This window comes from Mycolicibacterium novocastrense, assembly GCF_001570485.1.
Classification (GTDB): Bacteria; Actinomycetota; Actinomycetes; order Mycobacteriales; family Mycobacteriaceae; genus Mycobacterium; species Mycobacterium novocastrense.
The window spans coordinates 91,723-114,354 of sequence record NZ_BCTA01000011.1; the positions used below are offsets into that span (position 1 = coordinate 91,723).

The following is a 22,632-nucleotide window of genomic DNA, read 5'->3' on the forward strand; positions in this document are numbered from 1 at the left end:
GTTGTCGACGAAGGCGATGGCCAAGCGGTGACCCACGAACGAGGGCGTCTGCGCGGGAAGTCCGCCGTGATCACCGGGGCGGCGTTCGGCATCGGCCGGGCGACGGCGGTGCGCTTCGCGGGCGAGGGAGCCCGGTTGACCGTGACCGACATTCAAAGTGAACCGCTGCTGGCGCTCGCCGACGAACTGCGAGAGACCGGAACGGAAGTCGAGACGGTCGTCGGTGACGTCTCGGTCCCCGACGATGCGAAGCGGATGGTCACGGCGGCCGTCGACCGCTACGGACGGCTCGACGTGCTGGTCGCCAACGCCGGAATCATCCCGCTCGGCGACGCGCTTGAGGTCTCCGCCTCCGACTGGGAGGAGGTCATGGCCATCGATGGACGTGGGATGTTCCTGACGTGCAAGTTCGCGATCGAGGCGATGTTGCCCACCGGGGGCGGCGCCATCGTCTGCCTCTCCTCGATCTCCGGACTGGCAGGGCAGAAGCGGCAGGCGGCCTACGGGCCCGCCAAGTTCATCGCCACCGGCCTGACCAAGCATCTGGCGGTCGAGTGGGCCGACCGGGGGATCAGAGTCAATGCCGTTGCGCCCGGGACGATTCGAACCGAGCGAGTCAAGCAGCTTCCGAATGAGCCGGGTGGCTCGGAGTATCTGGCCGCGATCGAGCGCATGCACCCGATCGGCCGTATCGGCGAGCCCGCCGAAGTCGCCAGCGCCATCGCCTTCCTCGCCTCCGACGACGCCTCCTTCATCACCGGTGCCGTGCTACCCGTCGATGGGGGCTACCTAGCGCAATAGTGGTCGGCGCTCCGCCCCGCGCATCGATAGAGAAGGCGCCTCCGCTCGAGCAAAGGAGCTCCGAGGATGAAAGCGACACGAACCGGTTCTGGCGGCCCACCCTTGGTCTTCGTGCACGGACTTGCCTGCGATGCCACGGACTGGCAGGCCCAGGTCGACTGGTTTCGAACAAGAACCACCGTCGTCGTATGCGAGCTGCCCGGGCACGGTTCCGTCCAGAGCGCACCGGCGGACTGCACGGTCGAGACGTATGGAGCTGCGGTGGCCCGAGCCATGGTGGAAATGTCGCTGCCACCGGCGATCGTCGTGGGCCACAGCATGGGCTGTCGCGTCGCTCTCCAGGCGTACCGGGTACGGCCCGGCGCGGTGGCCGGCCTCGTACTCGTCGACGGCAGTCGGATCGCCGAGGGTGATCCTGCGGTCGCCGAGCGGGCCATGTCCGATGACCTCGCTGAGGATGGCTACGGGCGATTCATGAAGTGGTTTTTCGAATCGATGTTCGTCCCGTCCAGCGATCCCGTTCTGGCTAACCGGATAGTCGATCGAGGGGTCGGCTTTCCCGCGCCGTTGGGCAGGAATCTGCTGACAAGTCTGGCCGGTTGGGACGCCGGGGAGGTGGAGAATGCACTCGACGCTGTGCGGGTTCCGCTGCTGGCAATCCAGTGCACGACGCTCGACGCGGCACGCGAGCGTGTCTCGCTCGAATCGGGACAGAGTTCAGCCTGGATTGATCTGGTCCTCTCGCATGTGCCGCAGGCCACCGCGGTGGTGTTGCCCGGCGCTGGCCACTTCCCACAGATCGAACAGGCCGAGGAGATCACCGCGCTGATCGCCGACTTCTTTGACGCCATCTGAGTGTCGCCGAGCTGATTTCCGGTAGTTTCCCCGAGTCCATCGAGCGCCTGTCCGCCGTGATCACCGCGGCACCATTGGTCGGACGAGCCGCCCCGTGGGCGATAGCCTTCTGACATGTCAAAGTCGTTCGACTGCACAGTCGAATCCGCGGTCAGCGTCCAACAGATCCAGACCGCGTTCTCCGAGCGGGGATACTGGCTGGCGCGGTTGGAACCGCACAACGGCACCGCAGAACTGCGCTCCTTCGACGTCGGCGCGGGCGGCGAGGTGCGGGTGACGGTCGCCCAAGACCTGCGAAACACGGTGCTGCCCGGTGTCCTTGGCAAGCTTTACCCCGGCGGTGTGGAACTCGTGCAAAGCGAGACCTGGACGGTCGACCGTGGCGACAAGGTGCGGGGGATGATCCACGTCCGCGCCCACGGAGCACCGGGCTCCGGCCGCGGCACCCTCGAGATGACGCCGACGCCTGACAATAAGCGCCTCGAGTGCAGCGGCACCGTCAAGGTCAAGATCCCGATCGTCGGCGGCAAGATCGAAAGCTACTTCGGGCGCCAGATGATGGATCAGATTCCGGAGATACTTCGCTTCATCGGCCAGTGGACCCGCGAGCGCGCTTGACGCTGCGGCCGCAACTGGACGAGTAGAGCGCGAGACGGACGCTTCGGGTACCCCGGCGGTCGCTTCGCGTACCCCGGCGGTCGCTTCGCGTACCCCGGCGGCCGCTTCGGGTACCCCGGCGGCCGCTTCGCGTACCCCCGCGACTGCCTACCCCTATTGCCCAGCTCTGCGCGAATTATTCGCTGCCAGCGAATTATTCGCTCGTAGGCGGGCAACGGCAGCAGTGGTTCCGGCGGCGAGTGATGACGCCGGTGTCAACCGCCGCCCTCCGAACCCGCGTTGGGCAAATCACAGTCCCGGCGCGGGTCCCCGCGAATCCGAGGGATCCCGGGCACGATCCCCAGGGCGCGGCCGCTCCAGAAGGGCGCTGTCCGCAAACCGAAGTTTCTCCGAATTCCCCGCTCAGACGACGGCGATCGTGATTCACTGACCTCCACGCAAATTCTTGACGGGCGTCAGGAGGAATTCGGTGGCTGATCAAAGCGTCGACGATCGGGAGCAAGGCCACGACTCGGAGTTGGCCGTGGACGTCCGTGTCCGCGTCAACCCCGACACGGACGCCGAGGCTCGTGGCGTCATCGTCGAAGATTTCGGTGAAATGACCGCCGTGCCCGTCGACATCGGCTCCAACCACATCGCAGATGCCGCCCGTCGATGGGCGGTGATGCTCGACGAGGGCACGCTGCTGTTCGCCGACTCCGATCAACTCACCCGAGTAGCTCCGGTTGACCTCTGACCCCGCCGTCCTCACGCAGGCGGCGGGGGCGGCGGTGGCGGCGGCGCAATCGGCGGTGGAGGCGGAGCCGGCGGCGGCGGGGGTGGCGGTGGCGGCCCGAAGACGAACGGCGGCAGACCCGGGATCTGCATCACCATCGGATCAGGCGGCGGTGGCGGGGGCGGCACACCCGGGGGAGGTGGCGGTTCCTCCGGGCGCGGCGGCGGTGCCGGCGCGATCCCGGTGCTGGTGTTGATCGTGACGATGGAGCCCGGGATGGTTTGACCACTCGGCGTGGTGCCCACGACCGCACCGTAAGCGGCCGCGCTGTTGACCGGCGTCGTCTTCTCGGCGACCTGGAATCCGGCATCCTTCAGCCGTTGACGGGCCCGGTCGACGTTCATGCCTGTCACGTTCGGCACCTCGCTGCCGGGACCGCCCTCGACGTAGCGGGGATCGGTCGGCGGCAGACGCACCTCGCCGAGATCGGTCGCGATCGGCTTCATCGCCTCGAACCAGATGCGCGCCGGCTCGTTACCCCCGTAGAGGTCTCCGCTGTAGCACTTGCGCAGGGGGAACGAGCAGATCTCCGACGGTGAGTTGGAGTCGTCGAAGATGTACACCGCGCCCGCGAGCTGGTTGGTGAATCCCAGAAACCCCGACGACCGGTGAGACTCGGTCGTGCCGGTCTTACCGGACATCGGCAGATCCCAGCCCACTGAACCGGCGGCTCCGGCGGCCGTACCGGCGCCCTTGTCGTCCTTGCTCAGCGCGTTCGCGAGAGTGTTCGCCAACCCTTCCGGAACCGCCTGGTCGCACTTCTCGGCGGTGAACGTCACCTCGTTGCCGTGACGGTCGATGATCTTGTCGATCGGGTTGGCCGGGCACCACATGCCGCCGGAACTCAATGTCGCAGCCACATTCGACAGCTCGAGAGCGTTGAGCTGGAACGGCCCCAGGGTGAACGATCCGGCGTTCTGTCGCTTGATGTACTCGGCCAGGCTCTCGTTGCTTCCGCGATCGTATGCTCGCGCCGTCCCCGGAAGGGCGTAGGAGCGCAGCCCGAGGCGAACGGCCATGTCGACCGCCCGGGGCACGCCCACCTGCTGGATGAGCTTGGCGAAGGCGGTGTTGGGCGAGCTGGCCAGCGCGTCGGTCACGTTCATCGACCCGCGATAGTTGCCGGCGTTTCTCACACACCACGTCTCTTTCGGGCATCCGGGTGTGTCGCTGCTGCCGAGTCCCCGCGCTTGGAAGGATCCGGGAACGGCGAGTTGGGCATTGATGCCCATACCCATCTCGAGTGCCGCTGCGGTGGTGAAGACCTTGAAGATGGAACCTGCGCCGTCGCCGACAAGCGAGAACGGCTGTGGCTGCACCGTCTGCCCCGCGTCCTTGTTCAGGCCGTAGTTCCGGTTGCTGGCCATCGCGAGCACCCGATGCGAATCCTTGCCCGGCCTGATGACGCTCATCACGCTGGCGATTCCCTCCAGCGTGGGACTCGCGACCTTCTCGATCGCCCTTCTCACCGACGACTGGATCGTCGGATCGAGCGTGGTGCGGATCAGGTAGCCGCCACGGGCGATTTGTTCCTTGTTGATTCCCGCGTGGGCCAGATACGCCAGCACGTACTCGCAGAAGAAGCCGCGGTCACCGGCAGCGATGCACCCGCTCGGCAGCTCCTTGGGGCGGGGCAGCACACCGAGCGGCGCGGACTTGGCGGATCGCAGTTCGTCGGTGTGCTGGGGGAGATGTTCGATCATGGTGTCCAGCACCAGGTTCCGACGCTGTAAGGCGCCTTGGGGGTTGACGTACGGGTCCAGCGAGGCGGGCGACTGGACCAGGCCGGCCAGCAGCGCCGCCTGTTGCCAGTTCAACTGCGAGGCGTTGACCCCGAAGTAGGTCTGCGCGGCGTCCTGCACCCCGAACGCCCCGTTTCCGAACCCCACCAGGTTCAGGTAGCGCGTGAGGATCTCGGCCTTGGTGAACGTCTTGTCCAGCGTCAACGCCATGCGCATCTCACGGAGCTTGCGGGCCGGCGTCAGCTCGACCGCGGCGCGCCTCTCGGCGTTCGTCTGTGCGGTCACCAGCAACTGGAAGTTCTTGACATACTGCTGCTCGATCGTCGACCCGCCGCGGGTGTCGAGGTTGCCCGACAGGTATCCCGACAGACCCGTGAGTGTGCCCTGCCAATCGACGCCCGCGTGCTCGGCGAACCGTTTGTCCTCGATCGAGACGATCGCCAGCTTCATGGTGTTGGCGATCTGCTCGCTTTTCACCTCGAACCGGCGCTGGCTGTAGAGCCAGGCGATCGGCTTACCGGCGGCGTCGACCATCGTCGTCACCTGGGGAACGTCTTCCTCCACCAGCTGCGCCGAACCGTTGGCGACGACGTCGGAGGCCCGGTTGGACAACAGGCCGAACCCGCCCGCGAACGGGAACATCAGCGCCGCCACCAGCACCCCGGCCAGCGTGCAGCACAAAATCAGCTTGATGACCGTCCCCCCGGCCGGTACGCGCTCCGGCATGTCAGCAGCGTATTAAATGCGGTCTCGCGGCGAACGCTCCCGCGCCGATTTCAGCGCAACGACGGCGAAACGCTCTGGTAACGGGCACGGTCAGCCTCGGTCCAGATCCCACTGGCCGAAGTCGGGCGCGAGGACCTCGTCGACGTCGACGTGGGTGTCTCCGATGGGCACACCGGGCTCTGACGGACCGATCACCACGGCCTGATAGAGCACGGCCCGGGGGTCACGCTCACCGGCCGACCAGGCCTTGGTCTGCCACACCCACCAATGTCCGTCGCTGGTCGAGCGGCCGACGACCCCGTCGCCGATCGCCCACGAGCACGCCCGCGCGTGGCCGTAGAGGCCGGTGCGATCCACACCCAGAACGGAGTTGATTCCGCGGTACCACTCGCGCGCGACGTTCTCCCACGTCTCGGCGTCGATGTCCTCGTCGACGCTGAAGAAGATGGGTGCCGAATCAGGTCCACCCGCGGCATTGTGCAATCGCAGGGCGGTCAGGGCGTCCGCCACACCACCGTCGTACCCGCGCGTGTAATCGGACGGCGTCGGCCAGCCCGGCTTGCCGTACTGGTAGCAGCTGACGACGTGCAGACCCTCGGCCCGCAGCGAGTCGGCATATTCGCGCGTCACCGGTTTGAAGTCGAAGTCAGCGCCCGGCCGCAGCTCGGAGACGTAAACCAGCGCGCCGTCGAAGCCCGCCGCCTTGAGCTGATCGGCCGGCACCTTGCGGTGCGCGAAGTCGACGAGCCGCAGCGGCGCCGCCGACGCACTCGGGCCGAAGAGCGTCGCGGCCGCCGCGCCGAGAAAGAACAGCGGCGGCGCGGCGACGGCATACTTGAGGAGTTCGCGTCGTGAAGGAGAGTGCCCTCCGCCACGACCGGGTGACGTCGGGAAGTCCTGCACGGCGCGATGCTAACAACATTGACGACGCGCGGGTGCCGGTCAGTCGATTCCTCTGTGCTGACCCCGCTGGGCCGAAACACTTTCGCCCTATGCTGATGACCGAAACGCAGCTGTACCCGGCGGCGTCGCACCCGCATCTTCGACCGGACGGGGTGGCCATGCCCGCAGACCGACCCGCCACGCACGGCAAGCGGGCGTGGTCGAGGTGCCTTGCCATCGCCACGGTCGTCATCGCGCTGACCGCGGCCTCGGCGTGCGGTGGAGCCGTTGACGATCCGCCGGCGGACTCCGGTGCGCGGGCGACGCCGTACCCGTCGACCGCGACCCAGACGCCCACGCTTGCGGCGCCCGGCCTGCCGGCGGTTGACGAGTTGATCAACACCGCGATCGCCGCACACGAATTACCCGGCGCGGTGGTCGCGGTGGGACACCGTGGCAAGCTCGTCGTTCACCATGCGTACGGCTCGCGCAAACTGGCGGGCGAACCCGGCCTCGACGGGGCCCCGGCGCCTGCCGAGCCGATGACCGAGAACACGATCTTCGACGTTGCGTCGTTGACCAAGAGCCTTGCCACGGCGACCGCCGTCATGCAGCTTTACGAACAGGACAAGGTCGGACTCGACGAACCGGTGCAGACCTATCTGCCCGCCTTCAACGGTGCGCGCGATCCGCAGCGGTCACAGGTGACGCTGCGCATGTTGCTCACCCACACTTCCGGTATCGCGGGCGATATCGACCTGCGGGACCCGTGGGGTTTGGCGGCCCCCGACAGCACGGAAGGGATCCGTCGCGCGCTTGCCACGCCGCTGCGATTCGAGCCGGGTGAAGTGTTTCGTTACTCCGACATCAACTTCATCCTGCTCGGAGCGCTGATCGAAGAAATCACCGGCGAGTCCGAGGACGTCTACGTCGAGCAGAACGTGTTCACGCCCCTGGGCATGGCGGACACCCGCTACCTGCCCGCGACCAAGGCATGCGGCCCGCACCAGATCAGAGGAGCCGCGATCGCCTGGGCGTCCACGTCGGAGCCACCCGCACCGACCACCTGTCCCGAAGGTGCCTGGGACACAGACATTTTGCCCCGAGTCGCCCCGACAGCCCTCGACGAGGAAGGCAGAGCCCAGCCGGGCAGCAATCCTGACCTCGACTACCCGTTGCGAGGCACCGTCCATGATCCGACAGCACGCCGCATGGGCGGCGTCGCCGGGCATGCCGGGGTGTTCTCGACCGCGCGTGACATCAGCATCTTCGCCCAAGCCCTGCTGGATCGACTGGCCGGCCGCCCCAGCACGTTTCCGTTGACGCAGGAGACTCTGCGGCTGATGACCACGCCCCAGCAACCGGGACACTCACCCGGACAGATCGAGGCGGCCAACGATGCCGTTCGAGAGGCCCTCGCCGTGGCGCCGAACTCGAATCCGCTACTGGCCCCGAACTATCCGGCGATCGATGGTCAAGACCTGCGCGGGTTGGGTTGGGACATCGACACGGGCCACTCCAGGCCGCGCGGACTGCTCTTTCCCGTCGGCAGCTTCGGGCACACCGGTTTTACCGGGACGTCGATGTGGATAGACCCGGCTTCTGAGACGTATGTGATCCTGCTGACGAACGTCATACACATCCGCGGCAGCAGACCACTGTCGAACTTACAAGGAGAACTCGCCACGGTGACCGCCCGAACACTGGACCTCTACACCGACACGCAGCCGGCCCCCAAACCTCGCTGAACGAGCACGAGATGACCGAGTTGTACTACGCACAAGGGCAGTTCGAGGCATACGGGCCGTCGCACCTGGTGGTGCTGGCCATCTTCGTGGTCGGCGCGGTATTGCTGATCTGGTTGGGGCGTCGCCAGACCGAGGCCCAGGCGCGGGTGTTCTCGCGCGTGTTCGCGTTGCTGATCGTCGCGGCGTTCGTGGTGGCATTGGTCTACAAGGTGATCCGGCCCGACATTCAAACGTCCGTGCCGATACAACTGTGTGACATCGCCGAACTCACCGCCGCTTATGCGCTGTGGTCGCAACGGCATTGGGCTTTCGCGCTGACGTACTACTGGTGTCTGCTCCTGAGCTCGCAGGCGCTGCTGACGCCCGATGTGGGAACACCTCGAGACGGTGCACCGGATTTTCCACATCACCTTTTCCTCACGTTCTTCGTGCTCCACGTTTTCGCGGTATGGGCGGCCATCTATCTCACCTGGGGACGCGGGATGCGTCCGCGGTGGCGCAGCTACCGTTTCACCGTCGTCGTAACCCTGATATGGGCAGCGGCGACCTATACCTTCAACGCGATCGTCGGCACGAATTACGGCTATTTGAACAGGAAGCCACCGACCGCGTCGTTGTTGGACGTGTTCGGACCGTGGCCGATGTATGTGGCCGTCGAAGTGGCGATCATCGTCGCCGCCTGGGCCCTCATGACGTGGCCATGGGAGCGGAAACGGCGAACCGCCGGGGCGGTTTGAGTCGAACCGCCGGTGCCGGTCGGTCTAGCGTCCTATCGAGAGCCAGCGCCGCCGGGCCGGTCGCGAAGCAAGGGCGAGCCTGGTCAACGACCGAATCCCGCTGCGCCGCAGGACCGCTCGGGTTCTGCCGGCAGCGCTGTGCCGCCCGGCCACCGTCGCGCCGGCAAGGAATCCACAGAAGGCGCCGAGCGCAAAGATGCGCCCCGTATGCCGCTTGTTCCGCCGCATGGCCGTCGATGCGACAAATCCGCCCATCGCGCTGAGGATCGCGACCACCACCAGCAGACCCACCCAATACGGCACGAGCGAACCCATAGGCAACCTTTCGGCCCGTCATCCGCGAGCCGCCGGGGTCCATGGAATCACCGTGACGGCGGTGCCGTCAGTCCTGTACGCGTTTCGTGACCGAAGCGAACGCGAAGCGTTGCACGACGCCTACGTGATCGTCACGCCGCCGTCCACCACGATGGTCTGGCCCGTGACGTAGCCACCGGCTTCGGACGCGAGCCAGACGACGGCGGCCGACAACTCGTGCGGCTCACCCAAGCGTTTGAAAACCACGCGGCTGGCCAGGGTGCGCTCCAGATAGCCCGGCTTGTACTCGTCGGTCATCTCGGACTTGAAGAATCCCGGCGCCAGGGCGTTGACGCGGATCCCCTTGCGCTCTCCCCACTGTTGGGCGAGGTCGCGGGTGAGGCCGACGATCGCGGCCTTGCTGGCGCTGTAGGCGGCCTGGGGCAGCGCCGCGGTGGTCAATCCCAACACGCTGGCGATGTTGATGATCGAACTACCCGGCTGCATCACCCGCCCACACGCTTGGGCGGTCCAGTACGACCCGTTGAGGTTGACGTCGACGACCTTGCGGAACTCCTCGGGTGTTTCCCGAGTGGCGGGCACGGCGGTGCCCACTCCGGCGTTGTTCACCAGCACGTCGACGCGGCCGAACTCCTGCATTGCCGCGTCGACGAGCGCCGTGCACTGATCGGGCTCTGCGACATCGGTTTGGACGTTGAGAGCACGCCTGCCGGCGGCCCTGACGAGTTCTGCTGTGGCCTCGAGCTTTTCGACACGTCGGGCGGCCAGCACCACGTCCGCGCCGGCTTGTGCAACCGCCTCGGCGAACGACACTCCAAGCCCGGACGATGCGCCGGTGATGACGACGACCTTGTCGTCGAGTCGGAAGCGGTCCAGAATCGTCATCTCCGACGTTCTCCTGTCTATCGTGGTAGCTGTGCTCGACCAACCGTAATGCGTGGGGTTCGGGGTATCGGCCGGGCGGTGCGTCGACCCGGTCGAGGATTCGAACGGTCCATTGCGGGCACCACTAGGGGCAGTCGGTTCCGGTGAGAGATAGCGAGTAGCGCATGGTGGTTCCCGGATGGGTGTGGGCACTGACGATCGCCGCCATCGTCGCACTCCTGGCTTTCGACTTCTTCTTCCACGTACGGAAGGCCCACGTCCCGACCCTCAAAGAGGCGGCGATCTGGTCGGCGGCCTACGTCGGGATCGCGGTGCTGTTCGGGGTCGGCGTCCTGGTCTTCGGGGGCGTTGACCCTGGCGGCGAGTATTTTGCGGGGTATATCACCGAGAAGGCGCTGTCGGTCGACAACCTGTTCGTCTTCTTGATCATCATCAGCAGCTTCCGCGTGCCGCGCGAGGACCAGCAGAAGGTGCTGCTGTTCGGCATCGTGTTCTCGTTGATCGCGCGTACCGGCTTCATCTTCCTCGGCGCAGCGCTGATCAACACCTTCGCCTGGGTCTTCTACGCGTTCGGATTGATCCTTCTGCTCACCGCGGGAAACATGCTGGCGCCAGACAGCAGCGACTCTGAGACCGCCGACAACTTCATCATTCGGCTCGCGAGGAAGGTCTTCCACACCACCGACCACTACGACGGCGACAAGCTGTTCACCACGGTGGACGGAAAGCGCGCGATGACGCCGATGCTTCTGGTGATGGTCGCCATCGGCGGCACCGACATTCTTTTCGCCCTGGACTCGATCCCGGCGATCTTCGGTCTGACCCAGAACGTCTACATCGTCTTCACCGCGACGGCGTTCTCGCTACTGGGCCTTCGGCAGCTGTACTTCCTGATCGACGGCCTGCTCGACCGGCTGATCTACCTTTCGTACGGCCTGGCGGCGATCTTGGCGTTCATCGGGGTGAAGCTGATTCTGCATGCGCTGCACGAGAACAACGTGCCGTTCATCAACGACGGAGAACCCGTCAAGGTCGTGGAGGTCGGCACCGGCCTGTCCCTCTCGGTGATCATCGGGGTCCTCGTCGTCACCGTCGTCGCCTCGCTGTTCAGCAAGAAGGGGGTGGCCCAGACGGCGATCGCCAACGCTCGCCGGCACGCTCGGGCCTATCTCGACTCCGAGTACACCAAGAGCGCCGAGGAACGCGAACGCATCTTCACGTCGCTGCTTCGCGAACGTGATCAGATCCTCGCGCTCGGGCCCAAGTACCGGCAGTTGGTTCGCGACGAAGACGCCCTCATCGAACTGCTCGATCGCGCAGCCGCCAAGCACGATGAGGCAGTCGAGCGTGGCGAGGCAGCACCGTTCACCCCGAAGGGGCTCACGGCGCGATAACTGCTCGCGACCGCCGCGGAAGCCACACACGCCGAAAAGAGCCGCATCCGCTGCGGCCCCCTCCGGTCACGGTCAGGGTTGTTTGGCGTACCGGATCAGGAACGCGGCGGCAACGTAGCCAGCGGCGACACCGATCACGAGCCACAGCACGAGCGGCAGCACCAAGGAAACCGGTGACCATCCGACGCTGGAGAACGTCGCCGCCGTGTAGAAGAGCCAGAGCACGCGGTAGAGCGACCAGAGCGCAGTGAGCCCCGCGGAGATTCCGATCACCAGGCTGTACGTCCGGTCGACGCGGCTGACCTGCTCTTCGATGCGGGCGGGGACGATGTTCATTGCTGTTCCTCTTCGTCATCACGTTGCCGGGGTGGCTTCGTTGTGACTGAAGTACAGCCGGGGACCGGGCCTACCGATCCCAACAAGTTCAGCCCGCGGCGAGGATCGCCGACAGCAACACAAACGCGGACGTCCCGATCGCGATGCCCACCCAGATCGCCGAGCTGATTCGGTCGGTGGATGCATACGGATCATGGCTCATGGCACATCTGTGCCCGAAGGGAGCCGGTGCAAACCTCGCTTTCGAAGCGGCCTCGGAAAGCTCAGGGGGGTGACCGCTGAGCGGGCAGGTCCCTGCTCACCGTTACGCTGCCCGTCGACATTGGGTGAAACGAGAAAAGCGAGAGTCGAAATGGGCGTGTACGTGGTCACCGGGGCCGCCTCCGGCATGGGGCAGCAAGCCGCCACCAAACTGAGGGCACAGGGGCACACCGTCATCGCCGTCGACGTCAAAGAAGGCGACATCGTGGCCGACCTGGCGACCGCCGAGGGACGGCAGGCCGCCGCTGATCAGGTGCTGGCCCGGTCGGACCGACTCGACGGTGCCGTGTTGGCCGCCGGAATCGGGCCGACACCTGGCAAGGACAGCGCCCGGCTGATATTCGAGGTCAACTATCGCGGCGTGGTCGACCTGCTGCAGGCATGGCGCCCTGCGTTGGCCGCCGCTGACAGAGCCAAAGTTGTGGTGATAGGCAGTAATTCGACGACTACCACCCCAGCGGTACCCAGGCGCACGGTGCGTGCGCTGTTGGCCGGCGACACCGACAAGGCGGTGCGCTCACTGAAGCTGTTCGGGCCCGTCGCGCCGTCGCTGGGGTATGCCGCCTCCAAAATCGCGGTCTCCCATTGGGTCCGGCGCACCGCGGTGAGCAGGCAGTGGGCCGGTGAGGGCATCCGGCTCAACGCCCTGGCGCCCGGTGCCATCATGACGCCGCTGCTGGAGAAGCAGCTGGCCACACCGCGTGAGGCCAAGGCGGTCAAGGCTTTCCCGGTGCCCATTGGCGGTTTCGGAGACCCCGCTCAGCTGGCCGACTGGATGTTGTTCATGCTGTCGGACTCCGCCGATTTCCTCTGCGGCAGCATCATTTTCGTCGACGGCGGATCCGATGCCTACTTCCGGGCGCGAGACTGGCCGAAGTCTGTGCCTGCTCGGCGGTTGCCGTCCTATCTGTGGCGGTTCGGAAGGTTCGGCGCCACCAGGTAGGTCCCGCGAAAATCAGAACTTCGCCACGGCGCCGGCGTCGACGGGCAACGCCGCTCCGGTGATGTACTGCGATTCGTCGGAGGCGAGGAACAACACGGCGTTGCTCACGGCGCGGGCCTCGATGACGGGTTTCGGCAGCAGGTGGAAGTGCCCGATGACCTGCGTAGCGTCTTCCATCGTCGGATCGGCGAGGTCGGGCCGGACCGTGCGACGGAAGTGATCGTTGTCGATCATCGGGGTCAGGATGTTGCCGGGGTGAATCGAGTTGACCCTGATCCATTGTGGCGCAAGTTCATTGGCCAGGGAGTTCATCAACCCGACGACAGCATGCTTGGCTGAGGCGTAGTGGGCCATGTAGCCGCCGCCACGAAGTCCCAACATCGAGCTGACCAGGACGATCGAACCGCCGCCGTTGGTCATGTGCGGCAGTGCGGCTTTCACGGTGTGCCAGACGCCGGTCACGTTGATGTCGAGCATCGTCTGCCACGCGGATTCCCCGATCATCGCGGCCGGCGCCGGGTCGGCGCTGATGCCGGCGTTGGCGACGACGATGTCGAGCGGACCGAGTTCAGCGACTCCACGCTCGAGAGCGGTCTGAAGGCTCGCTAGGTCACGCACATCCGCCTTGGCGGTCACGATGCGGCGGCCCGACTTCTCGACCAGCGTCGCGGTGTCGGCGAGGTCTGCCTCCGTGGGACCGGGGTATTTGGCGGCGTCGATGTCGTCGCACACGTCGACGGCGATGATGTCGGCGCCCTCCTCGGCGAGTCGAACCGCGTGTTCCCGTCCCTGACCGCGTGCAGCGCCCGTGATGAACGCGACCTTGCCGGCAACCCGGCCGACCCTGTTCTCTGTCATTGCAGCCTTTCGCGTGCGGAAGGGGCGGTCCTTCAGGGCCGACGCTTCCCCGAGGCGGTCCCGAAGATCAGACCCGCGCGGCGGGGCGTTCGAGCCGCTCGAGCTCGGCACGTGCCTCCCGCTCGACGAACAGCGGGATGAAGTCGCGGATCGGGCGGCCCTCGAAGCGGGCGTGGTGTTCGCGGACCAGGCTCGTCACCGCATCCGTCGGGACGCTCGGGTAGGAGACCGAAAGGCGGTCGGCGATCTGATCCAGGATCTGTTGTTCACTCAACTCGATCACCAGCGAAGCTTGCTCTTAGAAGGGCTAACCGGTCAAGGGGCGACCGGATGAAATCTCGACCCTAAGTGTGCCGGATGACGAATTTCGCCACGGCCTCGGCGAAGGCATCGTTGCGATCCCCGGCCACCATATGTCCGGCGCCGCCGACATCGACGAATTCGACGTCGGGGAACCGGCCGAGGAACTCGCGGGCGCATTCTTCGGTCACGAGGTCGCTCATCTGCCCCCGCACCAGCAGCATCGGGATGCCGTTGCGCAGGATCGCCGCAACCGCAGAGTGCATCCGGTCCACCTCGGTCACTTCGATCGGCGGCAGCGCGGCGGTGCCGTCGATGAACTTCGGGTCCCAGTGCCAGTACCAGCGACCGTCGCGCTGGCGCAGGTTCGTCTTCAAGCCGTTGAGGTCGGCGGGCCTCGGCCGGTGGGGGTTGTACTGCTGGATCACGTCGGCGACCTCGTCGAGCGATGCGAAGCCCGACGTCATCTTCTCGGCCATGAATTCGTTAATGCGCGACGCGCCGGAAGGGTTCATGTCCGGCACGATGTCGACGAGGACGATCGCGCGCACCGCACCGGGCGCGAGTTCTCCGGCAAGAAGCATCGCGGTGATACCACCAAGAGAGGCGCCGACGATGACGGGCTTGTCGGGAAGTTCTCGAAGCACTTCGAGCACGTCTCCGGCGAACGTGGTGACGCGGTAGTCGCCGTCGGCCGACCAGTCGGACTCGCCGTGCCCGCGGAAGTCGACGGTGACGGCCTGCCATCCCCGTTCGGCAACCGCGGCCGCGGCCCGGCCCCATGACCGACGGGTCTGTCCGCCGCCGTGCAAGAACACCACCGCCGGTGCGGTCGCATCGCCGATTCGGTCTGCGACAATCGTCACGCCGCCGTCACCGACCACACGAAACACTCTGGGAGACATGGTCATCGGGATGCCCCGGCAATGACGGTCCGGGTGATCGCCTCGGCCCGGCTCCGGCGAAACGAGCGTCCTTCGGTGAGGATCGCGTAGACGATTCCGCCGACGATGGCGTCGGCCGCCGCCTGCGATGTCGCATCGTCGATTCCGTCAGCCGACAACCGCGCTCTCACGCCCTCGTGCAGAGGGGCGCTGAAACCCGCCTGCATGCGCGCCTTGACGTCTTCGTGTTCCATTCCCGCGACGGTGAGGATGCGCAGCATCGCGTTGCCGCGCTCGCCCGTGAGCGTCGCCGCGAGGCTGGCCGACCATCGGCTCAGGTCCGCCACGAGGTCGTCGGTCTGCCCGACGGGCCGCAGGATCTTGTCGGCATCCTCGAGCAGCACATCGGCGACGAGGGCCCGGCGGCTCGGCCACCACCGGTAGATCGTCTGCTTCCCGACACCTGCGCGCGCCGCGACCGCTTCGATGCTCAGCCCGTCGAACCCGCGCTGCAGCAGCAGTTCCTTGGTGGCCGAGATGATCGCCGTTCGGGACCGCTCGCTGCGGCGGCGGGGCGCTCTGGCCTCGGTGACCATCGGTTGACTCCGCATCTGACGGGGGGCGGCTTTACAGATGGTGACAGCACTGCATAATCTTGGCAAGACGAGACGTTGCGTCTCGTGAACGTGGAGAGGAACGCGATTGGCCGGCCACCGGTGAGGCCCAGCAAGCTCGTCATCGGCGCCAGCGGTTTCCTGGGTTCGCATGTCACCAAGCAGTTGGCCGCCCGCGGCGATGACGTGCGGGTGTTGATCCGGCCGACCAGTTCCACGCGCGGCATCGACGGTCTGCCCGTCGACATCCGGCGCGGGGACATCTTCGACGCCGACGGTGTGCGCTCCGCGATGCGGGGATGCGATGTCGTGTACTACTGCGTCGTCGACGCCCGTCCGTGGCTGCTCGACCCCGCGCCAATGTGGCGCACAAACGTCGAGGGGCTGCGAGCCGTGCTCGACGTCGCCGTCGACGCGGGACTGCACCGCTTCGTGTTCACCAGTTCGATCGCCACCATCGGCCGTTCCAGCGACGGCCCCGCCGACGAGACCACCGCCCACAACTGGCTCGACATCGGCGGTGACTACGTCCGCAGTCGGGTGCAGGCCGAGCAGATGGTGCTGCGCTACAGCGCCGAGAAGGGCCTTCCCGCGGTCGCGATGTGCGTCTCGAACACCTACGGGCCGGGAGATTGGCTGCCGACCCCGCACGGGGGCCTGCTGTCGGCGGCGGTGCGGGGCAAGCTGCCGTTCTACATCGACGGTTTCGAGAGCGAGACCGTCGGCATCGAGGATGCCGCGCGAGCGATGATCCTTGCCGGTGAACGCGGCCGGGTCGGCGAGCGCTACATCATCTCCGAACGGTGGATGAGCGCGCGGGAGATCTTCGAAGTCGGTTGTGCGGCAGTAGGAGTCGAACCTCCACGGCGCGGCGTCCCGATCAAGTTGATGGCTGCCGCCAGCTATCCGAGCAGCTGGATCGCCCGGCTCCGCGGCCGTGACACCATGTTGACGCCCCTGAACATCCGGATGATGAACATCATGTCTGAGACGGACCACTCAAAGGCGGTACACGAGTTGGGCTGGCAGCCGTCGCCGACGCCCGACGCGATCGCGGCGGCCGCGCAGTTCTTCCGAGCGTCACGCCGGTCGGGAAGGGATTCCGCATGAGCCTGGCGCTGAGCCCTGAGCAACGCGAACTCAGCGAAGCGGTGGCACAGTTCGCCGCGCGGCGTGCCCCGGTATCCGCCACTCGCGAGTCATTCGACCTGCTTGCGCAGGGTCATCTGCCGTCATGGTGGGAGGAGTTCGTCGCCAACGGCTTTCACGCCGTGCACCTGCCCGAGCGATACGGCGGCCAGGGTGGCGGCCTGCTCGACGCAGCCTGTGTGCTCGAGGCGGCGGGCAGGACATCGCTTCCCGGGCCGCTGCTGTCGACCGTGGCCACCGGCGCGGTCGCGCTGCTGGCCGAACCGACCCCCGCGGCCGAAGCGGTCCTGACCCGCCTCGCCGAGGGTGCGGCGGCCGCGGTGGCGTTGCCCGGCCACTCGACGTTCACCGCTCGCGACGACGGTCAGCGCTGGTTGATCGACGGCGACTCGGATCTGCTCGCGGGAATCTGCACGGCGACAACCGCTTTGGTCTGCGCCGTCACCGACCGCGGGGATCGGGTCTGGCTCGCCGCCGATACGGCTCACCCCTCGGCGACAGTCGAATCCGTGCGCGGCACCGACCTGCTGACCGACCTCGGCAGGTTGCGTCTGGCCGACTATCCGGTCGAGAAGACCGACGTTCTCGACGGTATCGACGCCGAGCGGGCCGAGTGCCTCACCACCGCGCTGACGGCGAGCGTGGCCGCCGGTATCACTCAGTGGTGTGTGGAAGCCGCCACCGCACATCTGCGTACACGCGAACAGTTCGGCAAGCTCATCGGTACGTTCCAAGCGCTGCAGCACAGCGCCGCAATGCTTCTGGTCAACAGCGAGTTGGCCGGCGCGGCGACCTGGGACGCGGTGCGCGCGGCTTCCGAACCGATCGACCAACACGCGATGGCCGCGGCCGGTGCCGCGCTGATGGCCGTCGCGCCGTGCCCGGACCTTGCCCTGGACACGCTGACGATGTTCGGCGCCATCGGCTTCACCTGGGAACACGACCTGCACCTCTACTGGCGCCGGGCCACCAGCCTGTCGGCGTCGATCGGCGACAGGAATCGCTGGGCCAAACGGCTGGGGGAACTGACCGCCACCGGCGAACGCGACTTCTCGGTCGACCTCGGTGACGCCGAAGCCGCGTTCCGTTCCCGCATTGCCGAGACCCTCGACAAGGCTGCGGCGCTGCGCAACGACAGCCCGGGCCGTCAGGGCGACTACGAACACTTCGCCACGGGCCCTCAGCGCACCGCCATCGCGGACGCGGGGTTGATCGCACCCCATTGGCCGCCGCCCTGGGGGATCGACGCCAGCCCGCTGCACCAACTGATCATCGACGAGGAATTCGGCAAACGGCCCGCCGTGGTACGGCCGTCGCTGGGAATCGCCGAATGGATCCTGCCCTCGCTGATCAAGGCAGGTTCGGAAGAGCTGCAGCACAAACTCATCCCGTCCACCCAGCGCGGTGAGCTGGCATGGTGCCAGTTGTTCAGCGAGCCGGGCGCGGGGTCCGATCTCGCCGCGTTGGCCACGCGCGCGACCAAGGTCGACGGCGGATGGCGCATCCACGGACACAAGATCTGGACCTCGTCGGCGCACCGGGCCGACTATGGGGCGCTACTGGCCCGGACCGATCCGGCCGCCCCCAAACACCGTGGTATCGGTTACTTCATCATCGACATGCGCTCACCCGGAATCGAGATTCAGCCGATCAAGCAGGCCAGCGGGGAAGAGGAGTTCAACGAGGTCTTCCTCGACGACGTCTTCGTGCCCGACGAGATGCTTCTCGGTGAACCGACCGGAGGATGGGCCCTGGCGATCGCCACGATGGCCGAGGAGCGTTCGGCCATCAGCGGTTACGTGCAGTACGACAGGGCCGCGCCATTGCGTCGAATCGCCGCGGCGCCCGAGGGCGCATGCGATGACGCGCTGCGCGAACTCGGCGAACTCGACGCCTACGCCAACGCGATCAAGGCACTCGGCGTGCGCGAGACCATCCGGTTGCTCGACGGGCAGGCCTCGGGCGCGGCCTCCAGCATCGCCAAGGTGGCGATGAACGTGCTTCTGCGACGCACATTCCCGGCGACGCTCGGCTCGGCGGGTCGATCGGCGATGGCCGCCGATTCCGATGTCGTCACGCCGTATCTGCGAGTGCCCGCCGAACTGATCGGCGGCGGCACCAAGGAGATTCAGCTCAACATCATCGCCCAGATGATCCTCGGGCTTCCCCGCAAGTAATCAACCGAGAAGGACACCCATGGGACTACGTGGTGAAGCCGCGATCGTCGGCTATGTCGAACTCCCGCCGGAGCGGATGAACAAGGCCACCCCCGCGCCGTTCACCCTCGAGCAGTGGGCGGAGTTGGCGTCGGCGGCGCTACAGGACGCCGGACTGTCGGCGGAACTCGTCAACGGCATCGTCACCTCGCACCTGGCCGAGTCGGAGATCTTCGTACCGTCCACGATCGCCGAATACCTCGGTGTGCGAGCCAACTTCGCCGAACTCGTCGACCTCGGCGGGGCGAGTGCGGCGGCGATGGTGTGGCGGGCGGCCGCGGCCGTCGAACTGGGTTTGTGTGACGTGGTGCTGTGCGCGCTGCCCGCGCGCTACATCACGCCGATGTCGGAGAAGAAGCCGAAGCCGTTGGTGGACGCCGTGTTCTTCGGTTCGTCGAGCAACCAGTACGGCTCGCCACAGGCGGAATTCGAGATCCCCTACGGCAACCTGGGGCAGAACGGGCCGTACGGTCAGGTGGCCACCCGTTACGGCGCGGTCTACGGCTACGACGAGCGGGCGATGGCCAAGATCGTCGTCGATCAGCGCGTCAACGCCAACCACACCGAAGGCGCGATCTGGAAGGACAAACCACTCACCATCGACGACGTGCTGGACAGTCCGGTCATCGCCGACCCGTTGCGCATGCTCGAGATCGTGATGCCCTGTGTGGGGGGCGCCGCGGTGGTCGTCGCGAACGCGGACATCGCCAAACGGACGCGCAACAGGCCGGTGTGGATCAAGGGTTTCGGCGAGCACGTCCCGTTCAAGACGCCCACGTACGCGGCCGATCTCCTGCACACCCCGATGGCGGAGGCCGCCGCAACCGCGTTCGGCATGACCGATCTGACCCGCGCCGATATGGACATGGTCTCGATCTACGACTGCTACACGATCACCGTGCTGCTCTCGCTGGAGGACGCGGGGTTCTGTGAGAAGGGCAAGGGCATGCAGTTCGTCGCCGACCACGACCTCACGTTCCGCGGTGACTTCCCGCTCAACACCGCCGGGGGTCAACTCGGTTTCGGCCAGGCCGGTCTTGCCGGCGGGATGCATCACGTCTGCGATGCGACCCGCCAGATCATGGGCAGGGCCGAGTCCGCACAGGTGCCCGACTGCAACCGTGCGTTCGTCTCCGGTAACGGCGGAATCCTGTCCGAGCAGACCGCCCTGATCCTCCAAGGAGACTGATCCGTGACCACCTTCGAGCGGCCCATGCCGGTGAAAACCCCGACCACCGCGCCCTTTTGGGATGCACTGGCCCAGCACCGCATCACGATCCAGTACTCGCCGTCATCGAATGCGTACGTGTTCTATCCGAGGGTGCGGGCCCCGCGGACTCTCGCCGATGACCTCGAGTGGCGTGAGATTTCCGGGATGGGCACGCTGTACTCCTACACCGTGGCACGGCGACCCGTCGGGCCGCACTTCGCCGATGCGGTGCCGCAACTGCTGGCGATCGTCGAATGGGATGAGGGGCCGCGGTTTTCCACCGAGCTGGTCGACGTCGAACCCGGCGAGCTGAAAGTCGGGATGCGGGTCAAACCCGTGTTCTTCGACTACCCCGAACACGACGTGACGATGCTGCGCTACACACCCGCGTAGTCGGCTCAAACGGTTACCTTCGCCGCAGCGGGGTCAGCAGCGCTTCAAGGCCGTAGGCGAACACCGCGTCGTAGTCGGTGGGTGACTGCAGCGCTTCGACGAGGGCACGGTCGGGCCAGTCGTCGGTCCACAGCGACGGGTCCTCCTCGTCGTGCTTCTCACCGCGCACGGCCGAAAACTGCATCACCGCAGACGAAATGACATGCACCTGCACCGCGCGCAGCACCAGGGCCGCATCCTGGCCCGTCACCCCGAGCTCGGCGAGTTGGGCCGCCAACGCCTGTTGAACCGGCAGGAACAAGCGAGGCGTCTGGTCGCGTTCGTGGGCGATCGCGAGCAGATGTTGTCTGTTGATGAGTGCCCGCCGTTGAGCATGCGCGAGGGAGGCGATGCGGTCGACCGCGCTGTTGCCGTCGGTGGGCAGATGTGCCATCTCGTCGAGCAGCCGGTCCACGAGGCTGTCGAACAGCTTGTCGCGGCCGCCGACGTGCCAGTAGATCGACGTCACCGCCACATCGAGCTGCTCGGCCAGCCCGCGCATGGTGAACCCGTCCACCCCGTGCAGTTCGATCATCCTGGCGGCGGCGTCGAGGATGACCTCTGCGCTGATGGCCTCCTGTGCCCTAGCGGCCCGCCGTGATGTCACCGGGCTCACCTCCGGTCATCCGTTCCGAATCGGGCAGGTCCAGGTAGCGCTCGAGGTTGCGGTGCATGTTGATCACGCGGCGCTCCTCGTTGGACAGCGTCAGGTGCGTCAAGCCCGGCTGGTGCAGGCCTCGCTGCAAACCGGCCAACACCGAGATGTCTTGCGTGAGAACCAGTCCCGGGTGCGCATCGTCGGCCGTCATGCGCACGTCGACGGGCGTGGCGCGGGGCGCGCCGGGCGTCATCCGTGTCCACAGCAGCATCACCAGTTCGCCGTGGTCCGGATCCGATCCCGGATGTGACGTCATCACCGTCAGATGGTCGGCATTCATCAGCAGCGTCATGTTCGGGAAAACGTTGTACTGGTGCAGCCGCATGATCTGCTCGGTGTCGGCCCATTGCAGGTCGACGCCGCGGGAGGCGGCGAACGCGCGCGTGCGGGCGGCGATGACGTCGGCCACCGATGCGCCCGGTTCGCGGTCGTCGGGCAGGGGGGTGCCCTCCTCCACGCCCATCAACGCGCCCTGCGTGCAGACGTACGCATCCCACACCTCGTCGTCGCTGATGGGCTGCTTCAGATGCGGGCTCGGAATCCCGTACAGCTGTTCGGATTTGCCCGTGTGTCCCCAGATCTTCTGTGGGGCGTAGACATCGTCCATACACCGGTGCAGCTCGGGGTGCAGGGTCTGAATGTGGTAGGTCTCGCTGTATCCGTCGGCGATCGTCTTCCAGTTGGCGTCGACGTCGATCGTCATCGTGGCATAGCAGCGGAAGTCGGCGAGCTTGCACCACTTCACGTCGGCGGGCAACTCCTCGAGGTAGTCGAGCAGCGGCATCGCGTCGACATCCAGATTGACGAAGACCAGCCGCTCCCAGGTGTCGACGGCAACCGGGAGAAGCGGGAGCTCGGACATCTGCAACGCGCCGAACCCTTTGCGGTTCGGCACCCGCCGCAGCGACCCACCGAGGTCCCAGGTCCAGCCGTGATACCCGCACCGCAGTTCGCGCAGGCCCGAGCCGGCGCCGGAGCACAGTGAGTTGCCGCGGTGCCGGCACACGTTCTGAAACGCCCGCAGAACGCCGTCGTCCCCGCAGACGATCAGCACGGAGTATGGGCCGCACCGATATTCGAAGTAGTCGCCGGGCTCGGCGACGTGGTCGAGCGTGCAGGCCAGCTGCCACACCCTGGGCCACATGCGTTCGTTCTCGAGCGCGGCGAATCCGGCGGAGTAGTACCGCTCGGCGGGCACCAGCGTGGGCCGCGCGGGTGGGGCGCCGATCGCATCTTCGCGTCGGATTTGTCGCGCTGTGTGCGTCACGAACGGTCCTTTCCGAAGTCGCCGCG

23 protein-coding genes are annotated in these 22,632 nt (G+C 66.5%); 12 read left to right on the forward strand and 11 right to left on the reverse strand.

Annotated elements, in window-relative coordinates:
• The first annotated feature begins 27 nt into the window (after window positions 1-27).
• The 4 genes from RMCN_RS03320 (at window position 28) to RMCN_RS03335 (ending at window position 3,010) form a co-directional block, all read left to right on the forward strand.
• Window positions 28-801, forward strand: a complete 774-nt coding sequence (locus tag RMCN_RS03320; RefSeq protein ID WP_067387245.1) for an SDR family NAD(P)-dependent oxidoreductase — start codon at window positions 28-30, stop codon at window positions 799-801.
• Between the two features lie 66 nt (window positions 802-867).
• Window positions 868-1,656, forward strand: coding sequence for an alpha/beta fold hydrolase (locus RMCN_RS03325; protein ID WP_067387247.1), 789 nt, complete (start codon window positions 868-870; stop codon window positions 1,654-1,656).
• Between the two features lie 114 nt (window positions 1,657-1,770).
• Window positions 1,771-2,274, forward strand: a complete 504-nt coding sequence (locus RMCN_RS03330) for a DUF2505 domain-containing protein (RefSeq protein ID WP_067387249.1) — start codon at window positions 1,771-1,773, stop codon at window positions 2,272-2,274.
• Between the two features lie 469 nt (window positions 2,275-2,743).
• A complete protein-coding gene (locus RMCN_RS03335; RefSeq protein WP_084377083.1) occupies window positions 2,744-3,010 on the forward strand; it encodes a hypothetical protein in 267 nt (88 codons plus the stop codon).
• Window positions 3,011-3,021: 11 nt separating this feature from the next.
• On the opposite strand, the gene ponA2 is transcribed toward RMCN_RS03335, so the two are convergent.
• Entirely contained in the window at window positions 3,022-5,517 is a 2,496-nt protein-coding gene (ponA2, locus tag RMCN_RS03340; RefSeq protein ID WP_067387253.1) for a transglycosylase/D,D-transpeptidase PonA2, read from the reverse strand.
• 90 nt (window positions 5,518-5,607) lie between these two features.
• Window positions 5,608-6,420: a DUF1906 domain-containing protein gene (locus RMCN_RS03345; protein ID WP_067387255.1), complete on the reverse strand. Its 813-nt coding sequence runs from the start codon at window positions 6,418-6,420 to the stop codon at window positions 5,608-5,610.
• A 158-nt stretch (window positions 6,421-6,578) separates the two neighbouring features.
• Between RMCN_RS03345 and RMCN_RS03350 the strand changes: the two genes are divergently transcribed.
• Window positions 6,579-8,147, forward strand: a complete 1,569-nt coding sequence (locus RMCN_RS03350; RefSeq protein ID WP_067387363.1) for a serine hydrolase domain-containing protein — start codon at window positions 6,579-6,581, stop codon at window positions 8,145-8,147.
• An 11-nt stretch (window positions 8,148-8,158) separates the two neighbouring features.
• Window positions 8,159-8,884 carry a YwaF family protein gene (locus RMCN_RS03355; protein WP_064415089.1) on the forward strand — a complete coding sequence of 242 codons (726 nt, stop codon included), beginning with the start codon at window positions 8,159-8,161 and terminating at the stop codon, window positions 8,882-8,884.
• Window positions 8,885-8,908: 24 nt separating this feature from the next.
• On the opposite strand, the gene RMCN_RS30765 is transcribed toward RMCN_RS03355, so the two are convergent.
• Together RMCN_RS30765 and RMCN_RS03365 are read right to left on the reverse strand one after the other, a co-directional pair.
• Window positions 8,909-9,199, reverse strand: coding sequence for a hypothetical protein (locus RMCN_RS30765; RefSeq protein ID WP_131808492.1), 291 nt, complete (start codon window positions 9,197-9,199; stop codon window positions 8,909-8,911).
• Between the two features lie 120 nt (window positions 9,200-9,319).
• Complete coding sequence (locus tag RMCN_RS03365) at window positions 9,320-10,084, reverse strand: SDR family NAD(P)-dependent oxidoreductase (RefSeq protein ID WP_067387259.1); 765 nt, start codon at window positions 10,082-10,084, stop codon at window positions 9,320-9,322.
• Window positions 10,085-10,248: 164 nt separating this feature from the next.
• Between RMCN_RS03365 and RMCN_RS03370 the strand changes: the two genes are divergently transcribed.
• The gene (locus RMCN_RS03370) at window positions 10,249-11,478 is read left to right on the forward strand and encodes a TerC family protein (protein WP_067387261.1); all 1,230 of its coding nucleotides are present in this window, start codon (window positions 10,249-10,251) and stop codon (window positions 11,476-11,478) included.
• Between the two features lie 72 nt (window positions 11,479-11,550).
• Here the strand turns inward: RMCN_RS03370 and RMCN_RS03375 are convergent, their stop codons facing one another.
• Complete coding sequence (locus RMCN_RS03375; protein ID WP_064415085.1) at window positions 11,551-11,814, reverse strand: hypothetical protein; 264 nt, start codon at window positions 11,812-11,814, stop codon at window positions 11,551-11,553.
• A 352-nt stretch (window positions 11,815-12,166) separates the two neighbouring features.
• Between RMCN_RS03375 and RMCN_RS03380 the strand changes: the two genes are divergently transcribed.
• The gene (locus RMCN_RS03380) at window positions 12,167-13,018 is read left to right on the forward strand and encodes an SDR family oxidoreductase (RefSeq protein ID WP_067387263.1); all 852 of its coding nucleotides are present in this window, start codon (window positions 12,167-12,169) and stop codon (window positions 13,016-13,018) included.
• Between the two features lie 12 nt (window positions 13,019-13,030).
• Here RMCN_RS03380 and RMCN_RS03385 read toward each other — a convergent pair whose 3' ends face one another.
• From RMCN_RS03385 to RMCN_RS03400, 4 genes are all read right to left on the reverse strand, one after another.
• The gene (locus RMCN_RS03385; protein WP_067387265.1) at window positions 13,031-13,876 is read right to left on the reverse strand and encodes a mycofactocin-coupled SDR family oxidoreductase; all 846 of its coding nucleotides are present in this window, start codon (window positions 13,874-13,876) and stop codon (window positions 13,031-13,033) included.
• A 67-nt stretch (window positions 13,877-13,943) separates the two neighbouring features.
• The gene (locus RMCN_RS03390) at window positions 13,944-14,159 is read right to left on the reverse strand and encodes a three-helix bundle dimerization domain-containing protein (protein WP_067387267.1); all 216 of its coding nucleotides are present in this window, start codon (window positions 14,157-14,159) and stop codon (window positions 13,944-13,946) included.
• 61 nt (window positions 14,160-14,220) lie between these two features.
• Entirely contained in the window at window positions 14,221-15,087 is an 867-nt protein-coding gene (locus tag RMCN_RS03395) for an alpha/beta fold hydrolase (protein WP_409366031.1), read from the reverse strand.
• Window positions 15,084-15,656, reverse strand: coding sequence for a TetR/AcrR family transcriptional regulator (locus RMCN_RS03400; RefSeq protein ID WP_067387269.1), 573 nt, complete (start codon window positions 15,654-15,656; stop codon window positions 15,084-15,086). The genes RMCN_RS03395 and RMCN_RS03400 overlap by 4 nt, the downstream gene beginning before the upstream one ends.
• A gap of 120 nt (window positions 15,657-15,776) precedes the next feature.
• Here RMCN_RS03400 and RMCN_RS03405 point away from each other — a divergent pair, with 120 nt between their 5' ends.
• The 4 genes from RMCN_RS03405 to RMCN_RS03420 are packed head-to-tail and all read left to right on the forward strand — an operon-like array spanning window position 15,777 to window position 20,642.
• Window positions 15,777-16,784: an NAD-dependent epimerase/dehydratase family protein gene (locus RMCN_RS03405; RefSeq protein ID WP_067387271.1), complete on the forward strand. Its 1,008-nt coding sequence runs from the start codon at window positions 15,777-15,779 to the stop codon at window positions 16,782-16,784.
• Window positions 16,781-19,000: an acyl-CoA dehydrogenase family protein gene (locus RMCN_RS03410; RefSeq protein ID WP_067387273.1), complete on the forward strand. Its 2,220-nt coding sequence runs from the start codon at window positions 16,781-16,783 to the stop codon at window positions 18,998-19,000. Before RMCN_RS03405 ends, RMCN_RS03410 begins: the two co-directional genes overlap by 4 nt.
• A 19-nt stretch (window positions 19,001-19,019) precedes the next feature.
• Window positions 19,020-20,228 (forward strand): thiolase family protein, encoded by a 1,209-nt coding sequence (locus RMCN_RS03415; protein ID WP_067387275.1) that lies wholly within the window; start codon window positions 19,020-19,022, stop codon window positions 20,226-20,228.
• A gap of 3 nt (window positions 20,229-20,231) precedes the next feature.
• The gene (locus RMCN_RS03420) at window positions 20,232-20,642 is read left to right on the forward strand and encodes a Zn-ribbon domain-containing OB-fold protein (protein WP_067387277.1); all 411 of its coding nucleotides are present in this window, start codon (window positions 20,232-20,234) and stop codon (window positions 20,640-20,642) included.
• Between the two features lie 13 nt (window positions 20,643-20,655).
• Here the strand turns inward: RMCN_RS03420 and RMCN_RS03425 are convergent, their stop codons facing one another.
• Together RMCN_RS03425 and RMCN_RS03430 are read right to left on the reverse strand one after the other, a co-directional pair.
• Window positions 20,656-21,288: a TetR/AcrR family transcriptional regulator gene (locus RMCN_RS03425; RefSeq protein ID WP_234787554.1), complete on the reverse strand. Its 633-nt coding sequence runs from the start codon at window positions 21,286-21,288 to the stop codon at window positions 20,656-20,658.
• Window positions 21,266-22,606 (reverse strand): aromatic ring-hydroxylating oxygenase subunit alpha, encoded by a 1,341-nt coding sequence (locus tag RMCN_RS03430; protein ID WP_067387279.1) that lies wholly within the window; start codon window positions 22,604-22,606, stop codon window positions 21,266-21,268. Before RMCN_RS03430 ends, RMCN_RS03425 begins: the two co-directional genes overlap by 23 nt.
• Between the last annotated feature and the right edge of the window lie 26 nt (window positions 22,607-22,632).